The 15,713-nt window shown below is 65.0% G+C and carries 16 protein-coding genes; 7 read left to right on the forward strand and 9 right to left on the reverse strand.

Going from position 1 to position 15,713, the window contains the following annotated elements:
• Positions 1-8 precede the first annotated feature (8 nt).
• From atpB to glyA, 7 genes are all read right to left on the reverse strand, one after another.
• The gene (gene atpB / locus VGG51_07990; protein HEY1882965.1) at positions 9-740 is read right to left on the reverse strand and encodes a F0F1 ATP synthase subunit A; all 732 of its coding nucleotides are present in this window, start codon (positions 738-740) and stop codon (positions 9-11) included.
• Positions 741-752: 12 nt separating this feature from the next.
• Positions 753-1,163 (reverse strand): hypothetical protein, encoded by a 411-nt coding sequence (locus tag VGG51_07995; protein HEY1882966.1) that lies wholly within the window; start codon positions 1,161-1,163, stop codon positions 753-755.
• Positions 1,164-1,355: 192 nt separating this feature from the next.
• Positions 1,356-1,544, reverse strand: coding sequence for a hypothetical protein (locus VGG51_08000; GenBank protein HEY1882967.1), 189 nt, complete (start codon positions 1,542-1,544; stop codon positions 1,356-1,358).
• Positions 1,541-2,713 (reverse strand): UDP-N-acetylglucosamine 2-epimerase (non-hydrolyzing), encoded by a 1,173-nt coding sequence (gene wecB / locus VGG51_08005; GenBank protein HEY1882968.1) that lies wholly within the window; start codon positions 2,711-2,713, stop codon positions 1,541-1,543. The genes VGG51_08000 and wecB overlap by 4 nt, the downstream gene beginning before the upstream one ends.
• Positions 2,713-3,762 carry an MraY family glycosyltransferase gene (locus VGG51_08010; GenBank protein HEY1882969.1) on the reverse strand — a complete coding sequence of 350 codons (1,050 nt, stop codon included), beginning with the start codon at positions 3,760-3,762 and terminating at the stop codon, positions 2,713-2,715. The genes wecB and VGG51_08010 overlap by 1 nt, the downstream gene beginning before the upstream one ends.
• A complete protein-coding gene (locus VGG51_08015; protein ID HEY1882970.1) occupies positions 3,759-4,196 on the reverse strand; it encodes a cytidine/deoxycytidylate deaminase family protein in 438 nt (145 codons plus the stop codon). The genes VGG51_08010 and VGG51_08015 overlap by 4 nt, the downstream gene beginning before the upstream one ends.
• 8 nt (positions 4,197-4,204) lie before the next feature.
• Complete coding sequence (glyA, locus tag VGG51_08020) at positions 4,205-5,452, reverse strand: serine hydroxymethyltransferase (GenBank protein ID HEY1882971.1); 1,248 nt, start codon at positions 5,450-5,452, stop codon at positions 4,205-4,207.
• A 91-nt stretch (positions 5,453-5,543) separates the two neighbouring features.
• Between glyA and VGG51_08025 the strand changes: the two genes are divergently transcribed.
• The 7 genes from VGG51_08025 to VGG51_08055 all read left to right on the forward strand — a co-directional run bounded on the left by VGG51_08025 (position 5,544) and on the right by VGG51_08055 (position 13,528).
• Positions 5,544-6,296, forward strand: coding sequence for a TIM barrel protein (locus VGG51_08025; protein ID HEY1882972.1), 753 nt, complete (start codon positions 5,544-5,546; stop codon positions 6,294-6,296).
• 349 nt (positions 6,297-6,645) lie between these two features.
• Positions 6,646-7,665: a dipeptide epimerase gene (locus VGG51_08030; GenBank protein HEY1882973.1), complete on the forward strand. Its 1,020-nt coding sequence runs from the start codon at positions 6,646-6,648 to the stop codon at positions 7,663-7,665.
• The gene (locus VGG51_08035) at positions 7,662-8,726 is read left to right on the forward strand and encodes a DUF1611 domain-containing protein (protein HEY1882974.1); all 1,065 of its coding nucleotides are present in this window, start codon (positions 7,662-7,664) and stop codon (positions 8,724-8,726) included. The genes VGG51_08030 and VGG51_08035 overlap by 4 nt, the downstream gene beginning before the upstream one ends.
• On the forward strand, positions 8,723-10,345 hold the full coding sequence (locus tag VGG51_08040) for a peptide ABC transporter substrate-binding protein (protein HEY1882975.1): 1,623 nt from the start codon (positions 8,723-8,725) through the stop codon (positions 10,343-10,345). Before VGG51_08035 ends, VGG51_08040 begins: the two co-directional genes overlap by 4 nt.
• A complete protein-coding gene (locus tag VGG51_08045; GenBank protein ID HEY1882976.1) occupies positions 10,333-11,226 on the forward strand; it encodes a C39 family peptidase in 894 nt (297 codons plus the stop codon). Before VGG51_08040 ends, VGG51_08045 begins: the two co-directional genes overlap by 13 nt.
• Entirely contained in the window at positions 11,223-12,791 is a 1,569-nt protein-coding gene (locus tag VGG51_08050; GenBank protein ID HEY1882977.1) for a methyltransferase, read from the forward strand. The genes VGG51_08045 and VGG51_08050 overlap by 4 nt, the downstream gene beginning before the upstream one ends.
• On the forward strand, positions 12,788-13,528 hold the full coding sequence (locus tag VGG51_08055) for a uracil-DNA glycosylase (GenBank protein ID HEY1882978.1): 741 nt from the start codon (positions 12,788-12,790) through the stop codon (positions 13,526-13,528). The genes VGG51_08050 and VGG51_08055 overlap by 4 nt, the downstream gene beginning before the upstream one ends.
• Before the next feature lie 168 nt (positions 13,529-13,696).
• Here the strand turns inward: VGG51_08055 and aspS are convergent, their stop codons facing one another.
• Together aspS and VGG51_08065 are read right to left on the reverse strand one after the other, a co-directional pair.
• Positions 13,697-15,460, reverse strand: a complete 1,764-nt coding sequence (gene aspS, locus VGG51_08060) for an aspartate--tRNA ligase (GenBank protein ID HEY1882979.1) — start codon at positions 15,458-15,460, stop codon at positions 13,697-13,699.
• Positions 15,450-15,713: hypothetical protein (locus tag VGG51_08065; protein ID HEY1882980.1), on the reverse strand; the 264-nt coding region annotated here is incomplete at its 5' end. The genes aspS and VGG51_08065, both read right to left, overlap by 11 nt.

Here is a 15,713-nt window from a genome sequence, read left to right on the forward strand (position 1 = left end):
TTTCCTTTCTAATGGTCGTCGGCAAGCGCCAGCGAGAGATAGACGATTGCCAGCAACGTAAAGACGAAAGCTTGGATCGTTCCAACGAAGAAGTTGAAGAACTGAATCAGCACGGGCACGACGGCGACGCCGAGCGAGAGATTGAAGAAGCCGATGCTGATGTGCGCGAGGATGATCGAGGTCACGATGATGAAGAGCAGCTCGCCGACGAAAATATTAAAGAAGAGCCGCGCGGCAAGCGTGATCGGTCGAAGGATCTCGTCGAGAACGTTGACCAGAAAGAGGGCGGGGAACGGTTTGAACACGTGTCCGAGATAGCCCGCGCCCTTTTTGCGAAACGCCACGACCTGAATCATGAAGAAGACGACGAGCGCAAGCGGAACGACGGTGTTGAGGTCGGCCGTCGGCGAGCCGCCGAAGGGCAGACCCAACGCCTTGAACGGCAGCATGCCGAACTGGTTGAGCAAAAAGATGAAGATGAAAAGGGCGACGAAAAACGGGACGAACGGCTCTCCCTCCTCGCCCAGCACGCTCGTGACCAGATCGGCGATATAGTTGAAGACCGCTTCGAGCACGGCTTGGCGTCTGGTCACATACGGCGATCGGTAGCTGGCGCCGATCCAGCCGAGGAACAGCAACGCCACGATCATGACGAGCCAGGTCGTCACGATTGTGTCGGCATGAACCGCCCCGAGGACGGGCAGATGCCAGAGTATGTGTTCGCCGATGTGTTCGTGCACCGATAGTGTCCGTTAAGGCTTCCGTCTAAAGACTCGCAGCGCGCCTAAGGCATACGCGGCGAGGGGGAAAAAGAAACCAGCCAAAAACGGCCCGAGCGACCACCACGGTCCGCGGGCCGCCAGCGCCGCGGCTACTATACTAAAGCCCGCCAGCCGCAGTAAACTACTTAACCCAAAGAAGATGGGGCTGCGCGTTTCCGCCAAGCGCTCGCTACCTCGCATGATCGCGAGCATGTTGGCGATTCCGCAAACGGCTCCAACCGAAAGCGCCAGACTTGCAAACCAGGACAACGGCAAGAGAAGGAGTGAGAGGGCGGCGGCCACCGCGCCGGAGACCGCTGCAACGGACCACTTGAGACGATAATAGGCCGCGAGATCTGCCGTCGACTCGGCGCCGCTGTAGCTACGTCGGTCCGGAGGCATATCCTTCCCAGCCATCAGTTGTCTAGGAGTCCGTGGGGTTGTGCCCATTTTCGGATTTTGCGACGAACTTTGTTCGAAGACGAGGCGCGATGAGCGACAAAAGCGGCGCTTTGCGAGCGAAGAGCAACGAAGTATTCGGACAAAAGGCGGCGCAAAGACGAGAATTTGGCATAACCCTACAGGCTCCTTAGCTTATGTCATTGACTTCGCGAGCAGACGAAAGGCCGAGTACGCGCCGACGATGCCGCCGGCCATCAATCCGCCGGGCGCGAAGGCGGGCTGCGCGAACCGTTCCGCCGCTAGTATTCCGGCGCCGAGCCCGAGGATGGCGCAGCCGGCGAAGCTTCCGCCGGCGAGGAGAACCGGCAGAAGCGTCTTCACTGCGGGGAAACGACCTTAGGGTTCTTCGGGTCGAAAGGTTCGGGATAGCCTCCCGAGCGCAGCCGAGCCAGCAGCCACTCGACGATCCGCGGCGAGGCAAAGCCGTCGCCGTAGGGATTCTGCGCGTGGGCCATCGCCGTGTAGGCGGCCTCGTCGGTGAGCAGCCGGCTCGCAGCCTCGAGAATCCGCTCTCGCCGGTGACCGATCAGCGCCAGCGTCCCGGCGGCGAGGCCTTCGGGGCGCTCGGTCTCGTCGCGCATGACGAGGACCGGTTTTCCTAGGCACGGCGCCTCTTCTTGAATGCCGCCCGAGTCGGTGAGGACGAACGTCGATCCTTTGACCGCGGCGACCATCTCGCCGTAGTCGACCGGGTCGACGAGCCAGATGCCCGGTGCCTCGCCCAGGAGCTCGCGCGCGATCGGAGCCACCCGCGGCGAGGGATGGACCGGCCAGTAGATCTGGGGTTTGAGCGGAAGCTCGCTGATCGCCCGCAGGGCTTCGCATATCTCACCCATGTGGGGATGGTTTTCGCGGCGGTGCGCGGTGACGACGACGATCGGGCGTGCCGGATCGAGCTCGTCCCAGCGCGGCGGCGTGGCGAGATCGCGACGCCGCGCCGTTTCCAGGAAGGCATCGATAACGGTGTTGCCCGTCACAACGACGTCGTTGGGTTCGACGTTCTCGACGAGCAGGTGTTCGCGCGCCAGCGGCGTCGGGGAAAAGTGGTACGACGTGATCGTCCCGGTCAGCCGCCGGTTCATCTCTTCGGGAAACGGCAGCCAGCGATTGCTGGTGCGCAGACCCGCCTCGACGTGCCCGACCGGAATCTGCTGATAGAAGGCCGCCAGCGCCGCCGCCGTGCTCGTCGTCGTATCGCCGTGAACCAGCACGACGTCCGGGCGCGCGTCGGCGAGTGCCGGCTCCATTCCCGTCAGGACGCGCGTCGTGATCTCAGTGAGCGTCTGGTCCTCCGTCATCACGTTGAGGTCGTAGTCGGGAACGATCGCAAAAAACTCGAGCAGATCGTCGAGCATGCGGCGGTGCTGCGCGGTCACGCAGACGCGGTGGACGATATCGGGCTGCGCCTGCAGCGCGTGGACGACCGGGGCCATTTTGATCGTGTCCGGGCGGGTGCCGAAAACGGTCATTACCCGCAGTTCATTCGACATTATGATACGTGCCTAAAGACGTGCGTGAACTCGCCCGAGAATGCGAGCGCCACCGCTCCGAGAACGAAGCAGACCGCGTACAAAAGCAGCACGGCTTGGCGCACGTTGAGACCGAAGCGAAAGATCAGCTGGTGGTGAAAGTGTCCGCGGTCGGCTTCGGTGATCCGCTTGCCGCTGGTCGCCCGCCGGACGATAGCCGCTGCGGTGTCGAGCACCGGAAGGGCCAAAACGAGCAGCGGGACGACGATGCTGATCGCAATGGCCGTCTTGCTGGCACCGATTATAGAGACCGTGCCGAAGACGTAGCCGATGAAGAGCGATCCCGCATCGCCGAGGATGATGCGGGCCGGATTAAAGTTATAAGGAAGAAAGCCGAGCGCCGCACCCGCCAGCGCGATGACGACCAGGGCGACGACCGGATTCGCGTGCAGTACCGCGATGATGAAGAGGAAGATGCTGGAAATCGCCGCGACGCCGGCGAGCAGACCGTCGAGGCCGTCGAGGAAGTTGATCGCGTTCATCATGCCGACGTACCAGAGCAGCGTCAGCGGGACCCCGACCCAGAGCGGAAAATCGATCCAGTTCGTGCCGGGATTACGGTCGAAGGGATTGTTGATGCCCGGGATGACGAATCCGTAGAGCATCGAGATCGACGCGACGACGACTTGAGCGATCAGCTTGTTTCGCGGGCGCATCTGCATCACGTCGTCCCAAATGCCGACTCCGACGATCAGCAGGCTCCCGAAGAGCAGCCCGACGAGTTTGTGCACCGCGTCGAACTGATCGCCCGGAGGCATAAGGCGGAAGGGCGAGGCCATCGCGACGCCCAGCACGGCAAAGAGCGCGAAGGCGAACCCGAAGAAAACCGCGATGCCGCCGATGCGCGGTTTGGGCGAGTCGTGCATGCGCCGCTCGTCCCCCGCGGCATCGACGATTCCGAGACGATTCGCCAGCCGGACGATCAGCGGAGTACCCAGGAGACTGACGAGCCCCGCCAAGCCGAAAGCCGCCGCGTACACCGCGGCAGCGCTCAGCACGTGAGGATTCACCCCCGCGCTCCTTCGAGCATCGAATAGGCCAGTACGGCTACTCCGGCTTCGGCCAGCAGCTGCGCTGCGATCGGATCTGGGTACGGCTGATCGTAGACGATCTTCGCGACGCCGGCGCTGATCAGCAGCTTCGAACAGTTCACGCACGGCTGATGCGTGCAGTACGCAACGGCCTCGGCCAGACTGACGCCGTGCAGCGCGCCTTGAACGACCGCGTTGGCTTCCGCGTGCGTCGCCCGCACGCAATGATCGTTTACCAGCTCGCAGCCGACTTCAGTGCAATGCGCGACGCCGCGCGGCGCGCCGTTATAGCCCGTCGTGAGAATGCGGTGCCCGCGCGTCAGCACACAGCCGACGGCCGCTCGCGGGCAGGTCGCGCGCGTGCTGACGGTCTGCGCGATCTGCATGAAGTACTCATCCCAACCGGGGCGCACGGGCAACGTCAGGGGACGTCGAAGCGAGAGGTTAGCTCGCGTACGCGGGCTCCGAGCCGCTCGATCTGAGAGCGCTGCTCGATATCGCCGAAGGCGTCACAGATGATCCGCGCCACTTCGCGGCACTCCTCGACGCCGAAGCCGCGCGTCGTGATCGCCGGCGTCCCGACGCGAATGCCGCTGGCGACGAACGGCTTCTGCAGATCGAAAGGAATCGCGTTCTTATTGACCGTGACGCTGATCTCGTCCAAATACGCCTCGACCGCTTTGCCGGTGAGGCCTTTGACCGATACGTCGACGAGCATCAAATGGGTATCGGTTCCGCCGCCCACCAATCGCAGTCCCGCGCGCGTAAACTCGTCGGCCATCGCACGCGCGTTTTCGACGACGCGGCGCTGGTAGTCGACGAACTCAGGCGCGAGCGCTTCGCCGAAGGCCACCGCCTTCGCCGCGATCGTGTGCATCAACGGGCCGCCTTGGATGCCGGGAAAGACGCTCTTGTCCAGCGGCTGCGCCCACTGGCTGGTGCACAGCACGAAACCGCCGCGCGGACCGCGCATCGTCTTGTGCGTCGTCGAAGTGACGAAATCGGCGACGGGGATCGGCGAGGGATGAAGCCCCGCGGCGACCAGGCCCGCGACGTGCGCGAAGTCGACGAGCAGGGTCGCGCCGATCTCCCGCGCGATCTCGGCAAAGGGTTCGTACTCCATGATGCGCGGATAGGCGCTCGCCCCGGCGACGATCAGCTTCGGCCGGTGCTCGCGCGCGAGCGAACGCACCTCGTCGAAATCGATCAGCTCGGTATCTTTGCGGACGCCGTACGCCAGCGCGTTATAGAGCTTTCCTGAGAAGCTGACCTTCGTTCCGTGGGTAAGGTGCCCGCCGTGCGCGAGCGACATTCCCAGAACCGTGTCGCCCGGCTGCAGCACGGCCATGAAGACGGCCATGTTCGCCTGCGCGCCCGAGTGCGGCTGCACGTTGGCATGATCGGCTTTAAAGATGCGACCGAGCCGCTGGAGTGCAAGCGTCTCGGCGACGTCGACCCACTGGCAGCCGCCATAGTACCGCTTTCCCGGATAGCCTTCGGCGTATTTATTGGTCAGAACCGATGCATTGGCTTCGCGAACGGCTCGGCTCGCGTAGTTCTCCGACGCAATGAGCTCGAGGTTCTCGCGCTGCCGCCGCTCCTCGCCGGCGATCGCGGCGAAGAGCTCGGGGTCCGCCGACTCGATGTGGTTTGGGGTCAGGATCTCCATTGCCGTGCTTCTTTGGGTGTTTGCGCGCCGGTGACCTTGAGAGTGCTGGGACGAGGGTGAGCACCGGTGAGCGGTCGAAAATCCGAGCCCGATGAAGCTTGCTTGCGCGAGCAGTGCCTTCGGGCGCGAGATCGAGAACGGCGAGCTCACACAACTCGAGTTTTTGGATCTATGCGCGCACGAGCTTGCGTGCGACGGCGTCGTGCTGGACGTGCACCATTTCCCTCGGGTCGACGCCGACTACCTCGCACAGATCAAGAAGATGGCCACCGACTGGGGACTGACGATCGCCGCGCTGAGCGACGCGAGCCTCTTCAAGGCAGAGGGCAGCTGCGTCGAGCGGATCTTCGACTACGCCGTCACGCTGGGCGCGCCGCTGATCGCCGCACCGCTCTGCTACGAAACGGAGTGCTCTTGGCCGCAACAGCTCGCGCGGTTGGGCGACACGACGTCGCTGGCCAAAGCGGCTAACGTTACTCTTGCGCTGCGAAACGCGCCTTCGACGTTTGCGAACAGCACGCACGATTGTAAGCGCGTTGTTAAAGAGACGGACTCCGCGTGGCTGCGGTATGGCCCCGATCCGGCGGCGCTCGACGGCGCGAGCGATCCACGCGCACTCGCACCGAACACCGTGCTGCTCTGGGCCCGCGTTCGCGCGGCCGAGCCGCAAACGATCGCCGTCGCGCAAGCATTCGCCGGCTTCCGCGGCTTTGTCGTCCTCGACGAGCCCGGGGAAGACGCGGACGTCCGGCTCGCCGGCATCGCGCTGCGCGAGTGGCGCGACACCCTCTGCCAAGCCGCAAAGAGGAACTCAACCACAGATAGCGTCTTGCCCACGCGGTGAACGAACCTGCGTTCTCGCAGGTGGGTGCGGCCCGGGCGCCCGTCCGCCAAGCATCGAGCCTCGCGATCCGTCGTCCCCGGAGCTTATGCTCCCTAGGTTTTCTAAGTCGGTTCGGTACCAACGTGCGCTGCGCGCTAAGCGCAGTCGAGCCCCTCTACCGTACCACCGCCGGTCAAGGGGGCCTGCGCCGGGTAGAGCGGTGGCGCAGTACGGCTCAGAGCGGGAGCATGGTTACGCTCTTCGCCGCACCGCGCCACCGCTCTACCCGGCACGGGCGTTTAGGAAGCTGCTGAACTTTGCGCGCGGAGCAAGCTAGTAGAAGGCGGATGTTTCCCGAAAGCGCGCTTCGATGTCTGCGATAACGATCTCCGTTACGGCGATGGACCTGCCGCTGGTTCACGTGTTCAAGATTGCGCGGGGCGAAGAAGCGGTCGCACGTACTGCACTCGTGCGCGTGAGAGCCGGCGACCATGAGGGTCTCGGCGAGGCGACGCCCGTCGAACGCTACGGCGAGAGCGTGGAGAGCGTCATCGCCTACTTCGACGCACATCCTCCGAGCGGCGACGACCCCTTCGCACTCGAGACGCTGCTGGACGCCCGCATCCCCGCCGCCGCGCGCGCCGGCCTCGATATCGCCCTTCACGATCTCATCGGCAAGCAGCTCGGCAAACCGCTTTACGCCTTGCTCGGCCTCGACCCGTCGCAGACCCCGACGACTTCGTTTACGATCGGGATCGCGCCGCCGGACGAGATGCTGCGCAAGGTCGATGAAGCGGCACACTATCCGATCCTCAAAGTGAAGGTCGGCGGCGGGCCGCCCGCCGACGACGTCGAGATGATCGCCGCGATTCGCGCCCGTTACGGCGGCGCGATTCGCATCGACGCCAACGAGGGCTGGACCGTGCAAGACGCGATCACGACGCTGCGCGAACTCCAACGCTATGAGATCGAGTTTTGCGAGCAGCCCGTGCCGGCCGGAAATCCGCAGTGGCTGCGCGCGATCCGCGAGCGGGTCGACATCCCGATCGTCGCCGACGAGGACTGTTTGGTTGCAAGCGATCTTCCTCCGCTGGGCGGCTGCATCGACGGCGTCAACGTAAAGCTCGCGAAGACCGGCGGGATTCGCGGCGCACTCGCGATGATCCACACCGCGCGGGCGATGGGCTTGAAAGTCATGCTCGGCTGCATGGTCGAGAGCGCCATTGCCGCAAGCGCCGCGGCGCATCTCTCGCCGCTCGTCGACTGGGCCGATATCGACGGGCCGCTGCTGATCGCCGACGACCCGTTTGCCGGCGTCGGCTACGACCGTGGAAAGCTCGTACTTTCGGACGAGCCTGGTCTGGGCGTACGCGCAAAGGAGGCGGCGTGACGCGGCGCCGCTACGCGGTTCTCGCGCCCGGCCATTTCGCAACCGATGCCAAGACCGCGCATGGCGTTATTGCGTACGGAAACGACGAGATCGTTGCGGTCATCGATCCCTGCGCCGCCGGCAAGCGTGTGAACGAGGTGCTGCCGCACCTCTCCAGCACCGCACCGATCGTTGCCAATCTTACGCAGGCGCTGGAACATGGGCCGACTTCGCTTCTGATCGGAACGGCGCCCAGAGGCGGCGGCCTTCCACCGGACTGGCGGGAAGAAATTACGCAGGCGCTTCGCGCGAAGCTCGAGGTCGTCAGCGGGCTGCATCAGCAGCTCGGAAGCGACCCCGAGTTTCGCAGCGTCGCCGTTGCCGCCGGTGCGACGATTTGGGACGTGCGCGAGCCTCCCGAAGTGCCGATTTTCTCAGGCGAAGCGTACGGCATCGAGGCGCCGGTCGTGCTGACGGTCGGTAACGATTGCGCGGTCGGGAAGATGACGGCGGCACTTGAGATCGTGCGCACGGCGCGTGCCGCCGGAACCAACGCGCAGTTCGTTCCCACCGGCCAGACGGGGATCATGATTGCCGGCTGGGGGATCTCCGTCGACCGCGTCATCGCCGACTTTGCGCCCGGCGCAGCCGAACAGCTCGTTCTCGTGGCCGCGCGCGGCGGCGCCGAGCTGATCGTCGTCGAGGGGCAAGGGGCGATCAACCACCCCGCGTACGCACCCGTAACGCTCGCGCTCATGACGGGATGCGCGCCCGATGCGCTGATCCTGGTCTGCGATCCCGTGCGCCGGGTCATTGAAGAATACCAGACGCCGGTGCTGGGCTACGAGCGTTTGATCGCCCTTCACGAGGCGCTGTCGGCGGCGATCAAACCGGCACCGGTCGTCGGCATCGTACTCAACACCAGACACCTTACGGAGGAGCACGCGCGCGCGCAAGCCGTGCGAGCGCGCAAGGAGACGGGCCTGCCGGCCGAGGACATCGTTCGCTTCGGCGCGCAAGCCTTCTACGAGCAGATTGCGCAGCGGATCGTCAAACGGCGGCCGTCAACCGCCGGCCGGTGAAACCGCGTTTCTTTGTCGCCGGGCTGCTCGCACTGCTCCTAGGAGCGGCTGCGTGCTCGCGACCGGCGCCGCCCTCCGCGGGCGAGCGCAATGCGTGGACGGTCCCGGGCGTCGTGCGTCTGGGCGAAGACGAAGAGCCCGACGGGCTCAACTTGATGTACGCACATACGGCCGCGAGCGATACGATCTCCGGGCTGCTCTATTCGTTCATCCTGCGGTACGACGCGCGAGGCGACTACGTCCCCGACCTTGCCACGCGCGTTCCAACGCTGCGCAACGGCGATATCAGCCGCGACGGCAGGCAGATCGTCGTGCATTTACGCAAGGGCGTCGTCTGGGCCGACGGCGCGCCGCTGACGGCCGCCGACTGGCTCTTCACGTACCGGCTCGTACGCGATCCGCAGACGGCGGTCAAGAGCACGTACGGGTGGGACGAAATTGCATCGGCGTCGGCACCGAATCCGTACACGATCGTCATTCGCCTCCGCCGCGCGAGCGTGCGCGTTCTGGGGATTCTCGCCATGGGCGGGGCGGGCTATCCGCCGCTGCCGCTCCATCTGCTCGCCAAGGTCCCTGACTTGCGCCGGTCGGCCTATAACGAGCACCCGCTTTCGAGCGGACCGTACGTACTGAAAGCGTGGAACCACGGAAGCTCGCTCACCTTCACTCCGAACGCGCGCTATTTCCGCGGAGCGCCGAAGCTCAAAGAGGTGATCTGGAAGGTCGTTCCCGATGTCAACACGCTCTTGAACGAGCTGGCGACGCACGAGGTCGACGTTTACCCCAGCGTCAACGCCAACAACGTCGCGCGCCTTTCGTCGATTCCGGGAATCGCTGTTACGCACCGCCTCAGCGCGAACTGGCGACATCTGGGAATCAACCTTAGCCGTCCGCAGCTCGCCGACGCGCGGGTGCGCCGAGCAATCGCCGAGGGCGTCGACTGGGCGCGCATCGAGCACGACGTCTTTCACGATCTCGATCGGCTCGCGATCTCCGACATCTTCCCGGAGTCGTGGGCGGCCCCGAAACTACCCGCGTACCGCTACGATCCCGGCGACGCAAAGCGATTGCTGGCGCAGGCGGGATGGCGGTCCGGCCTCGACGGCATCCTCGTGAAAGGGCCGCTCGCGATGCGCTTGACGATCTACGCCACGACCGGCCACCAAGAGAACACCGAATCGCAAGTGCTGATCCAGGCGATGTTGCGCAAGATCGGCATCGACATCGAAGTCCGTAACTATCCCGGAAGCTATCTCTTCGCGCAGAACGGGCCGCTGTACACCGGCCGCTACGATCTCGAGTGGTCGATCGAAACCAACGGTCCCGACCCGGACAACTCCGGCAACTGGGCCGGCGCCTTCATTCCGCCGCGCGGTGCGAACACGTCGTGGCTGAACGATCCGATCGTGAACGCTACGAGCCTCGCCGCGGCGAGCACGTTCGATGAGAACGCGCGCAAGGCACTCTACCAGCGGGAAGAGGAACGGATCCGCTACGTCGTGCCAGCCGTCTTCTTCAGCTGGCAAACCGACTACACCGCGATGAACGCGGATCTCAAGAACTACATTCCTGCGGCATTCATCGGCGACACCTGGAACGCGTGGCAGTGGACGATCTGAACGCCGGAACGTTTACGCAAAAACTGGGAGCCGACGAAACGACCCGCCTCTTCTTCGAGGCCTCCCGGCGCGGCGTGCTGAGTTGGAACACGCATACGGAGAGCGGCCGTCTCTCCTTCCGCCTGCTTCGCGCGCACCTGCCCGCGGGGGACTGGCTCGACCACTCCGAGTGGAGGCCCGGCGGGGCGAAGTCACTGAGCCCGTCGCACGATGACACCGTCGTCGAGGTCGACGTCATCCGCGCGGCGCAGCCGTTCGACGGCATCGAGGTTCGTGCGCCCGGCGTGCACTTCGAGCAGCTGGCGTTTTCCGCACCGGTACGGGTCCGCGACTCGCTTCCCTACGCGAGCCACTCGCTGATCTTAGACGTTCCCGCGCGCTCCCAGTACGCGGAGCAGCCCAACGAGCGTGGGTGGTGCAGCCCCGCGGCGCTTTCGATGATTCACGCCTATCACGGAATCGAGGTTTCCGTAACCCAGACAGCGCGCGAAGTCTTCGACCGCTCGTACAACGGAACCGGCAACTGGGTCTTCAACGTTGCCTACAGCGGCCGTCTCGGTTTGCGCGCCGCCGTGGCGCACCTGCGCAATCTCGATCACGCCCAGCGTCTGATCGAACGAAATCTTCCGCTAGCGATCTCGTACTCGTGGAGTGCGGGCGAGCTTCCGGGCGCGCCGCTGGAACGCTCGGACGGCCACCTCGCGGTGCTCTGCGGGTTTACGCGCGCCGGCGACTGCGCGATCAACGATCCGGCGGCCCCAAACGTACGCGTCGTCTATCCGCGAGCCGCCCTCGAGCGAATCTGGCAGCGCAACGACGGCATCGCCTACGTCATCGCACCGGTCGGCATCGAATACGCCGATGTGCTCAACGGCACGTGAACGTCGCTGGGGAGCTGCTCGAGATCGCCCGCGGCGCGTTGGCCTGCGGCGCCGCCGGCTGCGGCGGCCCGCTCTCCGGCGCCGAACTCGCTCTCGTTCGCGCCGCCGGCCGCCCCGCAAAATACGCGGGCCGCAGCATCCGCGCCGCCATTCGCGACGGCGGGGATCCGCTCGGAGATGGTCTCTGCGCGGCCCGCTCGCGGGTGGCGCGCCGCACCCTCGGCACGTTCTACACGCCTCCCGCAATCGTCGACGCGATGACGCGCTGGGCACTGGAACGCCGTGCCGAACGGCTCGTCGACGCAGGCTGCGGAAGCGGACGGTTCGCAGTCGCCGCGGCTAAGCACGACCGTTTCCTGGCGCTCATCGCCGTCGACGTCGACCCTCTGGCCACACTGATGACGCGCGCGGCGCTCGCTGCCGTCGGCGCGGCAAACTCAAGAGTCATCAACGAGGATTATCTCTTCGCCCGCATCGAGCGAATTGCCGGACGAACCGCCTTTGTCGGAAATCCGCCCTACGTTCGTCACCACGAGCTGACGCCGGCAGTCAAGGCGAGAGCCTCCGCGATTGCGAGCGCCATCGGTTCGAGCATCTCTGGTCTGGCCGGCCTGCACGTCCTGTTCTATCTCGCAACCTTGGCGCTGCACGCCAAACGCGGCGACGTCGGCTCCTTCGTGACGAGCGCCGAGTGGCTCGACGTGCGTTACGGCGCCTTTCTTCGCGACGCGTTTGCCGGCGAGCTTGGCGGACGCGGGCTTGCCGCTTTCGATCCGCGCGCGAGGCCGTTTGCCGATGCGATGACCACCGCTGCGATAACGACCTTTTCCATCGGAAGCGCAACGCGATTCGTTACGCTCTCGCAGCTCACCGACCCAGCGGCGATCTCACTGCGTGGGGGACGGCGGTGCGAGCGTTCCGAGCTCGCACGTACGCCGCGCTGGTCCGCGCTCTTCCGAGGAACCCAAGAGCGCGACGAGGCCGGGCGGATCGGCACGCTCTTTCGCGTCTCACGAGGACAAGTCACCGGCGCAAACGGCTTCTTCGTCATGTCCAAGGCCTGCGCGAGCGAGCGCGGCATCTTACGGCACTGCGTTCCGCTCGTCGCCTCCGCGAAAGAAGTCCTCGAATCAGGCGGGATCGTGCGCGATGCTGCGCACCGCATGGTCGCGCTGCAGATTGACTCCGAGGCCCACGTTCTCGCAGACGAAGCGCTCGCAGACTACGTTCGCGCGGGGGAGGCCGCGCAAATTCACCGCGGGTACATCGCGAGCCGGCGCCGCCCGTGGTACTCGCTCGTCTTTCCCCGGCCGCCGATCGTCGGAACCTATATGGCTCGCAGCGCTCCGTGCTTTGCCCGCAACCCGGACGGCCTCGGGCTGCTCAACGTCGTTCACGGACTCTACCCGCGCCGGCCGCTGGACGAACGGACGCTCGAGCACGTCGTTGCATCGCTCAACGCCAGGCGCGCGAGCTTCGTCGGCAAGGGCCGAACCTATCACGGCGGGCTGGAAAAGTTCGAGCCTCGCGAAATGGAAGCGCTCCCGCTCGACCTATCCGAATGAAAACGCTAACGCAGATCGAGAGCGCGGTTATCCGCTGCCGCAAGTGCCCGCGGCTGCGAACCTTCGCCGCCGAGATCGCACGCGAGAAGAAGCGCGCGCATCGCGACTGCGACTACTGGGGAAAGCCGGTGCCGGGCTTCGGCGATCCGCAGGCACGCGTGATCTTAGTCGGTCTCGCGCCGGGCGCGCACGGGAGCAATCGCACCGGCCGCCCGTTCACGGGCGATGCATCTGGAGGCTTTCTTTATCCCGCGCTCTATCGAGCCGGCTTTGCCTCCGCGCCGGTCGCGATCTCGCGCGACGACGGGCTGCGCCTCGCCGACTGCTTCATCACCGCCGCCGCACGCTGCGCGCCTCCGCAGAACAAACCGGCGCCCGGCGAACTGCGGAACTGCTTTCCCTACTTGTTGGAGGAGTTCGATGCGCTGCAGCGCGTCCGCGTGACGATTGCGTTGGGCGCCATCGGTTTCGCGGCGATTTTGAAGATGCTCCAAGCGCGCGGCTTTACGTTCGACGGCGCCAAGCCCAGCTTCTCACACGGCGCGCACTACCGCGCCCGACTCGGGGAGCGCGTCATCGATGTGATCGCGTCGTTTCATCCCAGCCGGCAGAACACGAACACCGGCAAACTGACCGTGCCGATGTTCGACTCCATCTTTACGAAGGCACGCCAGATCCTCGGAGTAGATTCGGGAGGGTTATGTTCCGATGACGAATGTGTCCGAGTCGGAATGTAACCGCTTCGGTGCCGCAACCGAGTAGATTCGGGACGGTTATGTTCCGATGAGGACCGTCTGACCGAGCGCTGGAGCAGGATGCGGAAGGCGCGAGGCAGTCGATAGGAGCGCCACACGGATGTGGCGCGACGAATGTGTCCGAGTCGGAATGTAACCGTCCCGAATCTACTACTTCCCGCCCGGGATCGGTGCGCTGCGAAGATGCAGATCGGCCATCAGCTGCGCGGGGACGGCGCTCGGCGCGTCCATCATCAAATCGCGGGCGACCTGGTTCTTGGGAAGCGCGATGACTTCGCGGATATTCTCTTCGCCGCAGGCGATCATCACGATGCGGTCGATGCCCAGCGCCATCCCGCCGTGGGGCGGCGCACCGTAGTCGAGGGCGCGCACGAAGAATCCGAAGCGATCCTCGATCTGTTCGGGCGTCAGCCCCAGCATCTCGAAGATCTTCCGTTGTTCGCCCGGCTTGTGAATGCGGATCGACCCCGAGCCCAGCTCGTAGCCGTTCAGCACGAGGTCGTAATGCTGGGCGCGCATCTTCGTCGGCGCGGAATCGATCAGCTCCCAATCGCCGGGTGCGGGCGCAGTGAACGGGTGATGCGCGGGCGCCGGCTTGCCGGTCTCTTCGTCGATCTCCAGGTACGGAAAGCCGGTCACCCAGGCGAACGCATACTGCTGTGGATCGCGCAGGCTGCAGCGCGCCCCAACTTCGTTGCGCATCTTGCCGGCGACTGCGCGAGCCAGCTCGTCTCGGTCGGCGAAGAGCAGGATCGCGTCGCCGGTCTGCGCCTGCACGGCGGATGTCACCGCCGCGATGTCGGCCTCGCTTAGGAACTTCGCCGCCGAGGATTTCGTGCCGTCGGCGCCCAGCGCGAGCCAGACCATGCCTTTGCCGCCGAACTGCTTAGCGGTTTCGGTGAGCGCGTCGAAATCGCGACGCGAGAGCTCCGCGCCTCCCGGATAGCGCAGCGCGACGATTGCGCCGCCGGCCTCCAGCGCCGAGCGAAAGACGACGAACTCCGTGTTTGCAAAGACGGAACCCACATCGGCCAGCTCCAGGCCGAAGCGAAGGTCGGGTTTGTCGAGCCCGTATTTGGCCATCGCTTCCTGATGCGTGAGGCGCGCAAAAGGCGGCAGCTCGAGGCCGAGCACGCTCTTCCACACGTAGCGCATCGCCGATTCCATCGTATCCAACACTTCATCTTGCGTGCAGAACGACATCTCGACGTCGAGCTGGGTGAATTCCGGCTGGCGATCGGCCCGCTGATCCTCGTCGCGCATGCATCTGGCGATCTGCACGTACTTCCCGAAGCCCGCGATCATCATGATTTGTTTGAGCATTTGCGGCGACTGCGGGAGCGCGTAAAAGGCCCCAGGATATAGCCTGCTGGGAACGAGGTAGTCGCGCGCACCTTCCGGCGTCGACTTGATCAGCATCGGCGTCTCGATCTCGACGAAGCCGCGCTCGTCGAAGAAGTCGCGCATCGCCTTGACGATGCGATGGCGCAGCCGGATGTTCTCCTGCAAACGCGGCCGTCGCAGATCGAGATATCGGTACTCCAAGCGCAGATTCTCGTCGACGTCTTCGTCGACGTTGATCTGGAACGGCGGTACCGCCGAGCGGTTCAGAATCTCGAGCGCCTCGATCGCCACTTCGACGTCGCCGGTTCCCAAGCGCGGGTTTTCGGTGCCCGCCGGCCGGCGCCGCACGGTACCGCGGACGTTGAGCACGTCCTCGTGACGCAGGTGCTCGGCTTGCGAAAAGCTCGGATGCTGCGGATCGAAGACGATTTGCGTGACGCCCTCGTGGTCGCGCAGATCGACGAAGATCAGTCCCCCGTGATCGCGCCGGCGATTCACCCAGCCGTTGAGCTCGACGGACTCCCCGGCGTCGCCGGCTCGCAGCGCGCCACACGAAACCTTAACCGTCACTACGACCCTCTTTTACGCCGGAGACGTAGTGGTATTGCAGGATCAGCTCCCGCGCGAGGCGCGAACGGGCGGAGCGCCGGTCGATCGAGGCCAGCAGCGTCGGAAAGCGCGTCAAGAGCGAATGCAGGCCGAGCGAGACCGGCGTCATCCCCAAGTTCAGCATGACGTCGAAGCTGGGATGCTTGCGATAAAAGCGCGCGGTCGACCGTCCGGCGAGACGCATTTTCTCCTTCTGGTCGTCGTGCGACACATC

Origin of the sequence: Candidatus Cybelea sp. (assembly GCA_036489315.1) — a bacterium.
GTDB lineage: Bacteria > Vulcanimicrobiota > Vulcanimicrobiia > Vulcanimicrobiales > Vulcanimicrobiaceae > Cybelea.